The 15,428-nt window shown below is 36.9% G+C and carries 7 protein-coding genes; 2 read left to right on the forward strand and 5 right to left on the reverse strand.

The features are described 5' to 3' along the window. Positions 1-8: 8 nt before the first annotated feature. The 4 genes from AC1W31_RS00480 to uvrC all read right to left on the reverse strand — a co-directional run bounded on the left by AC1W31_RS00480 (position 9) and on the right by uvrC (position 7,699). Entirely contained in the window at positions 9-3,518 is a 3,510-nt protein-coding gene (locus tag AC1W31_RS00480; protein WP_481732423.1) for a TonB-dependent receptor, read from the reverse strand. Between the two features lie 257 nt (positions 3,519-3,775). Continuing rightward, positions 3,776-4,879 (reverse strand): FecR family protein, encoded by a 1,104-nt coding sequence (locus tag AC1W31_RS00485; protein ID WP_481732424.1) that lies wholly within the window; start codon positions 4,877-4,879, stop codon positions 3,776-3,778. A gap of 218 nt (positions 4,880-5,097) precedes the next feature. Then, positions 5,098-5,700 (reverse strand): RNA polymerase sigma factor, encoded by a 603-nt coding sequence (locus AC1W31_RS00490; RefSeq protein WP_481732425.1) that lies wholly within the window; start codon positions 5,698-5,700, stop codon positions 5,098-5,100. Between the two features lie 187 nt (positions 5,701-5,887). Next, entirely contained in the window at positions 5,888-7,699 is a 1,812-nt protein-coding gene (uvrC, locus tag AC1W31_RS00495; protein ID WP_481732426.1) for an excinuclease ABC subunit UvrC, read from the reverse strand. 323 nt (positions 7,700-8,022) lie between these two features. Here uvrC and AC1W31_RS00500 point away from each other — a divergent pair, with 323 nt between their 5' ends. Then, positions 8,023-11,286, forward strand: a complete 3,264-nt coding sequence (locus AC1W31_RS00500) for a SusC/RagA family TonB-linked outer membrane protein (RefSeq protein ID WP_481732427.1) — start codon at positions 8,023-8,025, stop codon at positions 11,284-11,286. 100 nt (positions 11,287-11,386) lie between these two features. After that, positions 11,387-13,135: a RagB/SusD family nutrient uptake outer membrane protein gene (locus AC1W31_RS00505; protein ID WP_481732428.1), complete on the forward strand. Its 1,749-nt coding sequence runs from the start codon at positions 11,387-11,389 to the stop codon at positions 13,133-13,135. Positions 13,136-13,591: 456 nt separating this feature from the next. On the opposite strand, the gene AC1W31_RS00510 is transcribed toward AC1W31_RS00505, so the two are convergent. Then, entirely contained in the window at positions 13,592-15,385 is a 1,794-nt protein-coding gene (locus AC1W31_RS00510) for a RagB/SusD family nutrient uptake outer membrane protein (protein ID WP_481732429.1), read from the reverse strand. Positions 15,386-15,428: the final 43 nt, after the last annotated feature.

Consider the following 15,428-nt stretch of genomic DNA (forward strand, 5'->3'; position numbering starts at 1 on the left):
AGTATTTTTCAAAATTTAACATTTAAACCTAAATTAATTACTCTTGATTGAGGATAATATTGTCCAGTACTACTTGAACTTTCTGGATCAAATACTTTCAATTTATCAATAGTAAATAAGTTAATACCGCTTGCGTAAATTCTCATGCTACTGAAACCTACTTTTTTGCCAATTGCTTCTGGTAAACTATAACCTAACTCAAAGTTTTTCAATCGTATATAGTCCGAGCTTCTTAGCCAATAAGTATTACCCCCAGAATAATATTGATCAGAACGGTTTGCAATACGTGGATGCACATCGCTTGGATTATCAACTGTCCAACGGTTTTGGTAGATATCAAGCAAATAATTACCGATATTGCCCATTTCGCCCGCACTGACATATTGCATTGCTCCCGCTGCTCCTTGAATCAAGACTGTTAAATCAAAGTTTTTGTATTGACCTCCAAGATTAATTCCTCCTTGAAACAATGGAAGTTGCGTAAAATCATTCCTTACTTGATCATCAGGGGTAATTTTTCCATCGCCGTTATAATCTTTATATTTCATATCGCCTGGTCGTAATTGTTTTACGACTGCCGAATAATCAAGAACGTTGCCATCAATGGCAGCTTGGTCTTTAAACACGCCATCATAAATGTAAGCTACGTATGTATTCATTGGACGGCCTGTACTTCTTTGCCATTCGGGTGTTCCTGGAGCTTCATCCCAAAACTCAATTTTATTCTTAGCATAACCCCCATTCACACTTACATTATATTTAAAATCACCGATTTGACTGCGGTAGCCCAAAGTAAAATCAAACCCTTTATTTGATACTTCACCAATGTTCTGTGCGGGAAGTGAAATTCCTGTTGATTGAGGAACAGAAGCATTTTTGAACCAAAGAATTTTTGAACGATTATTAGAAAAATAGTCAAATTCAAAACTTAATTTTCCTTTGAATAACTGTCCTTCTAAACCAATATTTGAGTTTGAAGCAACTTCCCAAGTGATACTTTCATTTGGTAAACGAGTTTCATACAAAGTTTTCTGCTCGGCATCACCCAAAATATAACTGCGAAAGCCATACGTTGAAAGGTATTGATAAGTAGCGGCTGTAGTTGAGTTAGGAAGATTCACTTGGTCATTACCCAATTGTCCCCATGAACCTCTCAGTTTCAAAAAGCTAATAGCGGGAATATTTTTCATGAAATTCTCTTCTGACATTACCCATCCTGCCATTACACCGGGAAAGAATCCATATCGAGTTGATTTCGGGAATCTATCTGAACCATCATATCTCCACAAAAACTCAGCAAGATATTTTTCTTTGTAATTATAAGCCACACGACCGAAATAATTGATACGAGCAGTTTCAAAACCACCACCACCATTGGTTCTTTCTAAATCACCGCCCGCAAACATTTGGTCGAGTGCTGGTGAGACAAAGTAGCGTCTGTAAGCGTTAAAGTTATTTCCATCAATAGTTTCTCTATTTGTTCCTGCCAAAACGGTCACATTATGATTATTGCCAAATTTACGTTCATAAGACAGTACACCACCAAGCAGTACATTGAGTTGGTCATCATAGTTTTGCAATAAATTAGGTTCAGCGGGTCCTCGCTTACTGGCAACTAAATTAGGCGTTGTACCATTAGCCTCAAAACCCGCACCTTGTTGGTATAAAGTCCACGGAATTTGCCAAAGTTTTCTTGTTCCTAATCTTTTATCAATGGCTGCTGTTCCTGTAAATTTCAAGCCTTCAACTCCCGGAATTTTTATATTTAATGAGCCATTTGTTTGAATATAATCTTGCTTTTGACGGTCATAACCCGACAAATCAGTAGTGATTACGACTGGGTTTTCACCATTTTCGATATCTGGACCAGGCAGACCATTCGGCCAATAGGCTTGTTGCTGTGGTTTTCCTCTCATTTGCATTCTAAAAATTGCTCCGGCTGAACGAGTAGGGTAATTACGTGCTTCTTCACGAAATAATAAGCCCACATTCACGTCAATGTATTTATTGATTTTTGCATCTAAATTCAGACGAATATCATATTGTTGATAAGCCGTAGCAGATTTTTTATAAAATCCATCTTGATTTTGATAGCCTAAGGATGCCAAATATTTAACAGATTCGGTACCGCCTGAAATTTGCAAGTTATGCTGTGTTTGAGGAGACCATGTTTTCAACGTAGAAGCATACCAATCTGTGTTTGGATGTAACCAAGGGTCAGAGCCATCTTCATATTGTTGAATATCTTTCGGCGAATAAGGTGCTTTTCTTATTGAACCATCAGGACGAGTGTATGACCCTGTTGCTTTGTATGCGGTATTAGCTCCAGCCCATTCATTTACGGGTAAACCATAAATATCAAGGTCATTGAGCATACTTACATACTGGGATGCATTAGTCAATTTAGGAATTACAGTTGGTTGTGAAAACCCTTGATTTGCCGAATACGAAAATACGGGTTTTCCCGTTTTTCCACGCTTGGTTGTAATCAGAATTACACCGTTTGCTGCACGTGAGCCGTAAATGGCGGCCGAAGCATCTTTCAGAACCGATACACTTTCAATGTCATTCGGATTAATACGGTCGAGTCCCCCTGCACGATTTGGAATACCATCAACCACAATGAGTGCGTCACCATTGTTGAGGGTATTGGAGCCACGAATACGAATAGCTGAACCATCAGCTCCTGGCTCGCCACTCCTATTAACCGCTACCACACCCGCCATACGGCCAGCAAGTGAGTTACTGAGGTTTACCGTCGGAGATTTGATTAAATCACTTCCTTTCACTGAAACAACAGAACCCGAAACAGTCGCTTTTTTCTGAACACCATAACCTACCACAACTACCTCGTCAAGACTTGAAATGTTGGTTTTCATGGCAATATTGAAATTGGTAATCGTCCCAACTTTTACCTCCTGATTTGAAAAACCAACGGAAGAGAAAACCAAGATAGAGTTTGAACTGGTCACTTTAATCGTAAAACGACCTTCAACATTAGTTACAGTGCCATTTTTAGTATCTTTTTCCAATACCGTTACGCCAGGAATTCCAACACCATCATCATCACTTATTTTACCCGTAACACTAATTGGGTCAAGGTTGGTTGTTTCGCTGATTTTCTGCATAATGGTTGCATTTGCAGGTAGGGTTTCCATTGCTCGATTAATAATTACTGATTTTCCTGACACCTCATACGTTAATTGTAAGGGTTTGAGGAGATTATCAAGAATTTTTGATAATTGAATATTCTGGAAATCAACCGTTACTTTGCGATTTGATTGAATCAGTTTTGAACTAAAAACAAACTTAATATCCGTTTGTTTTTCAATTTGCGATAAGATATTTCTTATGCCTAAGTCTTGTCCTTGAACCGTAATTCGCTGATTAAGAGCATTTTGAGCATTAGTATCGCTTGCAAAAGCAGAGCTCATAAGCCAAATAGCAAGAAAGACTTGCGAGAGGGAGATTTTCATAGCCGTAAGTAGTAACTTATGGATTTGTAATGTTTTTTTCATACATTTGAAAGAGTTTTGTTTAGGAGAATAATGAGCAAAACGATTCCCGCATATTACCTTGTAATTGCTAATTGGTTGGAGCCAATTAAGGGAATTTTAAAATCGGTAATGCTGAAACATTGCCGATTTTTTTTGTAGCCTGTTTTTATTTTTTCATGTAATAATTAAAGTTTAAAGAAATATTGATTTTATTGGAATACTTATGGCATTGCTAACGGTAAATATTGACTATCGCTGAGCAGTTTGCTAACTGCTCCTTATCTACATCCTTCACTATAAATCACAATTTGACCATCCAAAATTTCGTAATGCGCTTCAACGCCTTTGCAAATGATGTTCAATTTGTCAAATAATTGTAAATCTGTTAGTGATGCAGTTAAAGGGCAATTAGATAATAATTCTTCGTCAAAAACGATGTCAACACTGTACGCTTTTTCAAGGGTGCGTAAAATTTCACTCACGGGAGTATCTTCAAATTCAAAGATTGTTTTTAACTTTTCCTGTTCAATTATAATGGGCATTTCAACCAATGATTTAGCCATTCTAACTTCTTCTCTCGTATAAACTATTTTTTGATTAGGGGTTAATACAACGCCACCCAATTCTCGATTTGTTGCTTTTTCTTTACTGTTGGCATCAGATTGGGCAAATACCGAAACTTTTCCAGATTTTACTTCCACCGTCACTTCCTTATCTTTGTCGTAAGCCTTGATGTTAAAACTCGTTCCCAAAACCTTCGTAACCAGACCATTCGCATAAACAAGAAATGGTTTTTCAGGATTTTTGGTTACTTCAAAAAAGGCCTCTCCCGATAAAAATATTTCACGAGTAAACCCCAGAAATTTTTTGGAATAACTGATTCTACTTCCTTTTTTAAGCAGAACCAAGCTACCATCAATTAGTTGAATTGGTAAGGTCTTTTCGTTTTCATTTCTTACTTCAACCAATTCATTAGGGTTCTCAGCCACTGATTTTTCATACACGCCCTTTTCTGGCGAAAACTGCGTGTACCAAAAAAATATTCCCATCAACAAAAAGATAGATGCAGCAATCCTGAGCCACTGTTTCTGTTGATAATAAAAAATACTTACTTGTTCAGGCTCGCATTCTTCAGTGTCATTAATTTTTGAAATTGTTTGGTTGATTCGCTCATCAATTTCTTCCTCGCTAATAGTTGGACTATTAATTTTTAGGGTATTGACAATCGTTTTGGCTTGCTCAATAATCACCAATTTATCCGAATTTTGTTCAATCCATTGCTGCCAAAAAGCGTTGATTTCTCTATTGGGAGCTAAAACCCATTGACGGAAACCTGAATCCCAAACAAAATCTTCAATATCAAATTCATCGTATTTTTTCATGCTTATGCTTATACTCGTCTATACTGCGATAGACACTTATGGTTGCTGGATACCATAAAAAATTAAAATATTTCTAAAAAAAATTAAATAAAATCTACTAATTGTTAAATATTAATAGGGTATGGGATTTAGGGGTTAGTTATTGAAAATCTAATTAGTTGATAATCAATCACTTAATTTAAAGTAAAATGTAAAACCGTTTAAATGAAAATAATTACTTAGAAGGTTAGCAAAAAAGATAAGGAGGAAATAAGTTCAGTTACCCAACGCTTTTTGAGTTGTTTAACGGCCATTTGAAGAAGATTGGAAACTGTTTGAGGGGCAATATCCATGATTTTAGCGATTTGTTCTCGCTCTAATTCTTGGAAAAATTTTAGGTAAATAACCTCTTTCTGTCTTTTGGGTAGCATTTCGAGGGCTTGCTTTATTTTTTGAGTAAGCATCACCGTTGACTCATTTTGAATGAATTTTTCTTCGATAGAAAACTCAATATCAAAAACATCTTTGGACTCCAGCAAGACCTCCGAAAAATGAATAGGAAGCGTTGCCCGATGAATGCGTCTTCTGAGAGATGCCATCAAGTAAGGCTTGACCATAACATTATCAGACAAGTTTTGACGGCTTTCCCACAATTGCAGAAATAAATCTTGGATACAATCTTTAATGAATTCTTTATCCTTCGAAAACTTTGTGCCGTAATGGAATAAGGCGGTAAAATGAGTTTTCATCAATTCCTCAAAAGCCATTTTATTGCCTTTGAGAAATCTCTCCCAAATAATGTTATCAATTTGATTCTCAGGACGTTGTTCAGATAGATTCATAATCAAATTATTATTAGCAACAAAACAATGTTTGTTATCCTATTTTCATGGTTAAATTCAGACAGGAAATTTACTATTAAATATCGAAATATTTATAATAATATTTTGTACAATAAGAATGTTTTACAAAATGTAAAGCTATAACTCAAAATATTATACTCCAAAATATCCACCAAACCTCCAAAAATTACTGTCCTCCCACAATTGTTAGTTGTTCCCTGATTTTTGTCGCCCTTGCCTTACCCATGAGGTTTTCTAATTCTTCGGGCGTAGCTTTATAAATGTTACTAACCGTTCCGAAATGTTTTAAGAGTTTCTCCGCCGTTGTTTTTCCAATACCTTCGATGCTTTCTAATTGGCTAATGATGAAATTTTTAGAACGTTTATCACGATGTTTAGTGATGCCAAAACGGTGAGCTTCATCCCGTAATCTTTGAATTAGTTTTAACGATTCTGACTTTTTATCGATGTATAAGGGAACACTATCTTCGGGAAAGTAAATTTCTTCCAAGCGTTTGGCAATGCCAATGATGGGCAGTTTTCCGTATAGACCCAAACTTTTCAAGGCATCGCAAGCGGCACTCAATTGTCCTTTGCCACCGTCTACGATGATTAAATCGGGTAGGTCGGCTTCTTCTTCCAAAAGACGTTTGTACCTACGGGTGATAACTTCGTTCATGGTTGCAAAATCGTCAGGACCCACCACCGTTTTGGGCGTAAAATGCCTGTAATCCTTTTTGGAGGGCATTCCGTTCTTGAAACAAACCATTGCCGACACAGGATTTGTGCCTTGAATATTAGAATTATCAAAGCATTCGATGTGTCTTGGAATCGTTTTTATCCGTAAATCATTCTTTAGCGTCAAAAGAATTCGCATTTTTGAATCTCCTGCACTTTCTTCGGATGCTTTTCGGTCGGCTTTTTCTTTACGGAAATACAATACGTTTTTCAAGGACATATCCAAGAGTTTTCGTTTGTCGCCAATCTGAGGAAGTACATTTTCAACCCCTTTTAATTCGATTGATAAGGGGATGTTGGTAATGACTTCTTTGGCTTCGCTTTCGTATTTATCCCGCATCTCCCAAACCATCATGGTTAGTACATCATCTTCAGTTTCGTCCAATTTCTTTTTTACTTCCAATGATTGTGATTGCGTGATAAAACCATTTAAAATCTTCATAAAGTTGAAATAGAAAGATTCTTCGTCCGACACAATCGAGAAAACATCAACGTCCTTAATGTTTGGATTAACAACGGTTGATTTACTTTGAAAATTTACCAAATACGCTAACTTTTCCTTGAATTCTTGGGCTTCTTCAAAATTGAGTTTAGCGGCGGCTTTCAGCATTTTTTCTTCAAAATACTGGCGAGAAATCCCCATGTTGCCTTTCAGCGTGTTTTTCGCCATTTCAATTTCTTCCAAATAGTCACATTCAGGTTGGAGCCCCTCGCAAGGGCCTTTGCAGTTCCCGATGTGATATTCCAAGCATACTTTAAACTTTCGTTCTTTGATATTTTTTTCAGATAAATTCAAATTACAAGTTCTGAATTTGTATATCTGTTTGAACATATCCAGAATGGAATATAATGCCTTTTGATTGGCAAAAGGGCCAAAGAAAGTCCCCAATTTTTTATCAACCCTACGGATGGTAATGATTTTTGGAAAAGCCTCATTGGTTATACAAATAAACGGGTACATTTTATCATCCCGCAAGAGAATATTGAATTTGGGTTGATGCTTTTTAATGAGCGTATTTTCCAACAATAAGGCATCAAATTCGGTATGAACAATGGTAAATTCTAAATTACGAATTTGGCTTACTAACCTTTTTGTTTTGCGGTCGTGCTGATTAGATTTAGCAAAATAACTGCTTACCCTATTTTTTAAATTTTTTGCTTTTCCAACGTAAATAATTGTTCCTTCCTCATCAAAATACCGATAAACGCCAGGTTGTTCGGGAACTTTTGCTAATGCTGATTTATAATCAAACTCTGCCATAATTTTTTAACTACATTCTTGAAAAGGTATTTTATTCCCAAATTTTTAAAGATAACAATTAAAGATAAGATTTATTCAAATAAATGTGCTAAAATAAATTTAAAGCGGAATATGATTTTATTATCAATTAGCACTGTATAGCATTGACTATCACACGTATATGTTAAAAAAAATAGGTTAATGTTTCATGATAGAACATGATTAAAAAAATTAATATAAAAATTTTAATAAAAAATGTTGCCATAAAAGGAGATTAGGGGTAACTTTATAATCAAATTCAACCAATTGTTTAATTTTTTCAATCAAAAACCCAATTTCTTATTATGAACACAAAACTTTACTCTCCCCTAAAGAGAATGCTTTTGTTAAGTGTATTCTTACTGAGTACATTCCTAACATTTGCACAAGACAGACGAGTAACTGGAAAAGTTACGGGAGGCGATGGCCAGGGAATTCCTGGTGTATCAGTTCTTTTAAAAGGAACACAAACTGGTACATCAACGGATGCAAACGGTACGTTTGCTATTAGTTTAAAATCTGGAAAAGACGTTTTGTCTTTCTCTGGAATTGGTTTTAAAAGTACCGAGGTAAAAGTAGGAACACAAAGTACAGTAAGTGTTACTCTAAACGAAGATGTATCATCACTTGATGAAGTTATTGTAACTGGATATTCGAGTAGTAACAAAAAAGAATCTACGGCAGCTATTTCAACGGTGAAAGCTAAAGATTTATTGGTAAATCCTTCAGGAAACGTTGAGCAACAATTGCAAGGACGAGTTTCAGGGGTTACTTTAATTACTAATGGACAACCAGGAACAAGTTCAATTATTCGTGTACGTGGATTTGGAGCATTTGGCGGTAATGAACCTCTCTACGTTGTGGACGGAGTACCAGTTGGTTCAACCGATTTTCTATCACCAAATGATATTGAATCAACAACTGTTCTGAAAGATGCAGCTGCAGCCTCAATTTATGGTGCTCGTGCCGCCAATGGTGTAATTGTTTACGTAACAAAGAAAGGTGTGAAGAAAGCTCGTAAAATGGAAGTTACTTACGACGGACTATTCGGAGTTACAGATCCTAATGCAGCAGGAGCTCCTAAGAATTTGACTCCACAAGAGCAAGCAGATTGGACAAAAATTGCTCAGTTGAATAACATTGCTCAAAATGGGATTGTGAAAGGAACAGACGCATATACCAATGCTTTGAAACACCCACAATATGGTAACGGGGCAACTGCCACACTTCCAGCGTATTTATACGCAAACGGGCAAAGTGGTGTGTATGGTTCCGTTGATTTGGCGGCTGCAAAAGCTGCTTATGATGCAGATCCAGCCAACAGTTTTTTAATTAAGCCAAATTTGGCTGGAACAGACTGGTATCGTGCCATCACTCGTTCTGCCCCAATTATGCGCCATAGCCTTGGATTTAGTGGTGGTACTGACGGTGGTCGTTATTACTTTGGGTTATCTGCTCAAGAACAAGCAGGTATCTTGATTAATAATAACTACAAAAGATATTCATTTAGAGCAAACTCTGAATTCGACCTCGGTAAAAGAGTGAGAATTGGGGAAAATCTTCAATTTACTTATCGTTCAGTAACTGGACAGTCAGGAGGAAATAATGGTTTAGGTATTGCTGCGGACGAGTCTCCTATTTTAGCGGCTTACCGTATGCCAACAATCATTCCAATTTATGATGAATTTGGCAGTTATGCTTCAACCAAAGCGGCTGGTTTTAACAATCCACGAAACCCCGTTAGAAGTTTAGTATTGAACAATGGTAACGATAATAACTTTAATGGAAACGCCTTCGGTAATATTTATGTAGAAGTTGACCCCATTGCTAATTTGACTCTACGTTCGAGCATTGGTGGGCAATTCAATACATATTATTACAAAGATTATAATTACAGATACTTGGGTGATTCAGAGCCAGAAGCCAGCAACTCATTCGGTGAAGGTAGTGGATATAATTTTGCTTGGACATTCTCCAATACCGCAACCTATAAAGCTAAGTTTGGTAAACACGGTATTACAGCACAAACAGGTATTGAAGCCTTGAACACTGGTTTTGGAAGACAAATCGGAGGTTCTGGTATCAACCCTTTCTCAATGGATTTGGACTATGTGAATTTAAGTAAAGTAAACAACCCACAAGTAAATTCGAACTTATATAGTGGTGTAAACTTTTACTCGCTTTTTGGAGAACTTAAATATAGCTACAACGATAAGTACTATGTTAGTGGAGTTGTTCGCCGTGATGGTTCATCAAGATTTGGTGCTAATAATAGATACGGTATATTCCCTGCATTCTCTGCCGCTTGGCGTGTAAGTAGTGAAGATTTTATGAAAGAATTACCATTCATTACCGATTTGAAAATTCGTGGAGGTTGGGGACAAATGGGTAATTCAAACAATGTAAACCCAAGTAATCAATATTCGTTGTATGGTTCAGATAAAGGAAGTTCATATTATCCAATCTCGGGAACAAATAACGGTGCAGACGAAGGATATTATAGAACTCGTATTGGTAATCCTGATGCCAAATGGGAGACAAGTACAACTGCTAACATTGGTATTGATGCCACATTCTTAAACGGAAGATTAGAAGCAGTTGTTGATTTCTGGAGTAAGGACACTAAAGACTTATTATACCAAGTACCACTTGCTGGGGTTGTTGGAGCTTTAGCATCCGCACCGTCTGTAAATATCGCTTCAATGACAAATAAAGGAGTTGATATTCAGTTAATCGGACACGGTAAAATTGGTACAGATGTTCGTTATGACCTTACTTGGAATAATTCATTCTTGAGTAACAAAATTACTTACTTAGCTCCTAACGTTGAATCTTTTGGTAGAGATATTGCATTTAGAGGTGTGAATCCAGTTAGTAACTCAATTGGACAATCAATTTCCTCATTCTTTGGATACCAGCAAGTTGGTTATTTCACCAGTGCAGAAGATGTAAAAAACTCACCTGCTCAAGAAGGTGCAGGTATTGGTCGCTTCAAATATGCTGATGTAAACGGTGATGGTAAGATTACACCAGATGATAGAACAATCATCGGAAGTCCCGTACCTAAATATACAGGTGGTATCAACTTAGATTTGAAATATAAGAGTTGGAGTTTATCAACTTACTTATACACTTCATTAGGAAATAAAATTTATAACTTCTCTAAATGGTACACAGGATTCTATGGTACATTTGAAGGCTCTGGTAAAGGAGCTATTGCAAAAAGTTCTTGGACTCCAGCGTTAGGAAATGATGCTAAAGCTCCAATTTGGGAAAGTGCTTCAAACTTAAGTACAAGCGGTGCATCTAACTCATGGTACGTTGAAGATGGTTCATATTTAAGAATGACTAATTTAACAATTGGCTATGAAATTCCAACTGCGATAATCTCAAAACTTGGTATTAAAAGAGCAAGAATTACGGGATCAGCCACAAATATATTCACAATCACATCTTACTCAGGACTTGATCCGGGTGTTGGTGGTGCTGCGGATACAAACTTCGGGATTGATGTGGGTAACTATCCTGTTTCAAGAGGTTTTAACTTTGGTTTAAACTTAGCTTTTTAAAACAATTTTAATGGACAAAATGTAATTCCTTTATTATTAAAATAGTAATATTTAAATAACTAATTGTTTATCTTAAAGGAAATTAAATAAAAAAAATCAAATGAACAAAAATATAAGTTTAAGAAAAACATTGATTACTACATTTGCAGTAGCATCAATTACTTTCTCTTGTAAAGATAGCTTTTTGGAGGTTTTACCAACAGGTTCTTTGGGAGAGGCACAATTAACGAGTAAGGCTGGGGTAGAAGGAACGCTTCTTGGTGCTTATTCTATGATGTTGGGGAAAAACTTCTCACGTCTTGCAGGCCCTAATAACTGGGTATTTGGTAGTATTCTTGGTGGTGATGCCAACAAAGGAACCGACCCTGGTGACTATACTACGATAAATCCAATCCAACGTTATGAATCTGACGCAAATAATGGAGATATTGCAAGTACATGGCTTGCCAAATATGAAGGTATTAGTCGTGCAAACAGCACAATCAGATTAGCGACAAAATCAACAGTTTTATCAGATGCAGATAAAAAAAGAGTTATTGGTGAGGCTCGTTTCATCAGAGGGCACTTTTACTTTGAATTAAAGAAAATCTTTAACAGTGCTCCATATATTGACGAAACTCAAGATTACGGAACTGGGATTGAGAAAATACCTAATTCACCAGATTTCTGGGGTAAAATTGAGGCCGATTTTAAATTTGCTTACGATAACCTACCTGAAACATCTGATGCTGCTGGTAGAGCTAATAAGTGGGCTGGTGCATCATATTTAGGAAAAACATATTTGTATCAGAAAAAATATGCTGAAGCAAAAGCTATTTTTGATTTGGTAATTGCCAACGGCAAAACAACTAATGGTAAAAAATATAACTTAGTTCCGAAATATGCACAGATTTATAATGCTGAGAATGATAACCACGAAGAATCTATTTTTGCTACTCAGACTTCAATGAATACTGGAAGCACGAATAATGCGAATGGATATGATGATTTGAACTATCCATACAATACTGGTTCAGAAGGCCCAGGAAACTGTTGTGGATTTTTCCAGCCAAGTTTTGAATTGGTAAACTCATTCCGTACTGATGATAAAGGTTTACCTTTATTGGATGGTACTTACAATAATACAAGTAACGCTGTGAAAAACGATTATGGTGTTGCATCTGCTGATGCTTTTACGCCTGATGCTGGTAATCTTGATCCTCGCTTAGACCATTCAGTAGGTCGTCGTGGTATCCAATATTTAGATTGGAGAGATCACCCAGGTGCAGCTTGGATACGTAGTCAGCCTTATGCTGGGCCATATTCTCCTAAAAAATATGTTTATTACAAATCACAAGAAAACACTTTGACTGATGGTAGTTCATGGACTCGTGGATATTCTGTAATGAATTATACAATTCTTCGTTTTGCCGATGTATTATTGATGGCTGCTGAATGTGAAATTGAGGTTGGTAGCTTAGACAAAGCTCGTGAATACGTGAACCGTGTACGTACAAGGGCTGCTAATCAAGACTCTTGGGTTAAGAATAAAGCGGGTAATGCTCCTGCTGCCAAGTATGTAATCGGAACTTACGATACGGCTTGGTCAGACAAAGATGTGGCACGTACAGCGGTAAGATTTGAAAGAAAATTAGAATTATCAGGAGAAGGACACCGTTTCTTTGACTTAGTTCGTTGGGGAATTGCCGAGAAGGCTCTTAATGCTTATTTAGCAGTTGATGGAAAAGTATTATCAATTAAATTTGGTGGTGCAAAATTCACGGCTGGCAAAAATGAGTATCAACCAATTCCACAATCTCAAATTGATATTCAAGGAAAAGATATTTTGAAGCAAAACCCAGGATATTGATTCTTATTCATTATTTAGTAGAAAAGAGATGGCATTTGTCATCTCTTTTTTTGTGATAAAATAGGAGCAATATTTATAGTTCGGTATTAGTATTTCGATGTTCGGCAAAGAAGCATTGATTTACAATAACAGTTTGTTTATAGTGATGCAGTTTAGTTTTTGGAGGTTTACTTGATAAGAAGGGATTAAATCCTAATTGATAGAACTGTAACTTGCTCTTAACTTTAGGAATCAAACAGTTCATTTTAAACTGGTACCTTCTAAACTTAAGTAGGTCAACTTTAGTCGATGTTTGCTTGCCAAATATCGAGTATCGAAAAACTAACATAAAACTACTTAAAAATGTATTAGCGTATTAGCCGTTTTGATGCCTTGTAGTACGCTTAAAATTTTGCAAAAAAGGAGGATTCAGCAATTAGCCAAATCCTCCTTAAAAAGTAAATAATCAATTTCTGCTTATTTGTAAGCAGGGTCTTGTACCAAAGTTGGTGTTCCATTTACCGATGAACGGTCGATGGCTTCCTGTGGAATTGGATAGAATTCATTTTTGCTTTTTGTGAAAGTAATACCTTTCAAATAGGTTCTTTTGTTTCCTTCAACTGCCGTGTATTTATTCAATACGTCTGCTGAAATTCCCCAACGTTGTAAGTCAAAGAAACGGTGTCCTTCCATGGCAAATTCTAAGCGGGTTTCAAAACGGACAGCCTTACGAGCCGTTGCTGCATCCGTCCAAGCAGATGTATAGTTTTTGATGACATAATTAGCTGCTGGCACTGGTGCACCTTTTGAATCGAAAACCAATTTATAATCATCACGAGTTGCCCCTTGGGTTGCTTTCTGAACAAAACCTTCTGGATTTGCCGCTCTCGTTCTGATTTGGTTTACTAAGGTTCTGGCTTTTTCCAAATTACCTAACTCTACTTCACACTCGGCTAACCACAACAAAATGTGTCCATAGCGAATGATACGATAGTTATTTGCTGATAAATTTCCCCATCCATTAATGGCAGTAAATGCTTTTGAGGCAATGTGCTTTTTGGGAGAATAAGGACCTGCATACGTTTGGTCACGGATAAAATCTACGTTATGGATTTTGAAATCAATATACAAAATTCCTCTTCTTCCCACGGTATGGTCAAGACGTGGGTCTAACGCAACCGTCGAAGGCTCAAAAGTATCTTCTAATTTTACACCTTGGTCATTTTTTACATCTACATCATTGAAAGTATCCAATAACGGAAGTCCGTTCGCATCGGTTTTGTAAGCGTTTACTAAATTTTGCGAAGCCTGATAAAATCCGCAACATCCCCACGGTGAAGCGTAAGGGTGAGCCAATCCCATTCCTGCATCGGCGGCATCGCCTGTGGCACTTGAGACGGCATATTGAACCTCAAAAATTGACTCTTCGTTGTTACGAGTTGCTACGTCAAAGTTGCTGTAAAACTTCGGGGTCAATCTAAATTTACCACTGTTTACGATTTGCTCTAAGAGTGCTTTTGCTGCCTGTAACTTAGCGGTATTGGCCACTCCCGTTGAAATATTCCAACCTTGAAACATATACGCTTTCGCCAAAAATGCCATGGCTGCCCATTTCGTTGGACGGCCAACGTCGGTTTGCTTATCGGGTAAAACTGCCATTGCTGCTTGAAAATCAGCTTCAATGAGTGGCCAAGTTTCCTTATCATTTGGCACTTTAGTACTTTCGGTATTATTCAAGTCAAAGATTTTATCATCAATAAATGGAATATTTTTCCACATTTTTCTGGCTTCAAAATGGAAAACGCCACGTAAAAATTTGGCTTCAGCCTCAATTTGTTTAGCACGGTCGGCATTTACGCCTTGAGCCGCTTTCAAACTGTTTAAAGCATCATTTGCACGAGCAACGCCTTTGAATAAACCTCTCCATTTGTTCTTAATATGTCCATTGGTTGGTTGGAAGTCATATTTTTCAATAAATGATTCCTCTGGTTGGTCACCTGCATCCGTTCCTTTGTAGGCATCATCGGATGGAATTCCACCAAAAACCCAACTCTGAATTTCATTTTCCCAAGGAGCTTGACCGTCCAAGCCTTGCCCATCCAACATTCCGTAGGCACCCAATAGAATTCCTTCTACGCCCGAGGGTGTTTGTAAAGCAGTCGGACTATATTGCCCTTGAGGGTCACGGGTAAGGAAATTATCCGTACAAGCCGTTGCTAATCCCAAAGACAATCCCGCTACTAAACTATATTTTAATATTTTATTTTTCATCTGTATTTTCATTTAATGAGTTTTAAGTATTAATAACTGTTCG

It is taken from the genome of Arcicella sp. (assembly GCF_964672035.1).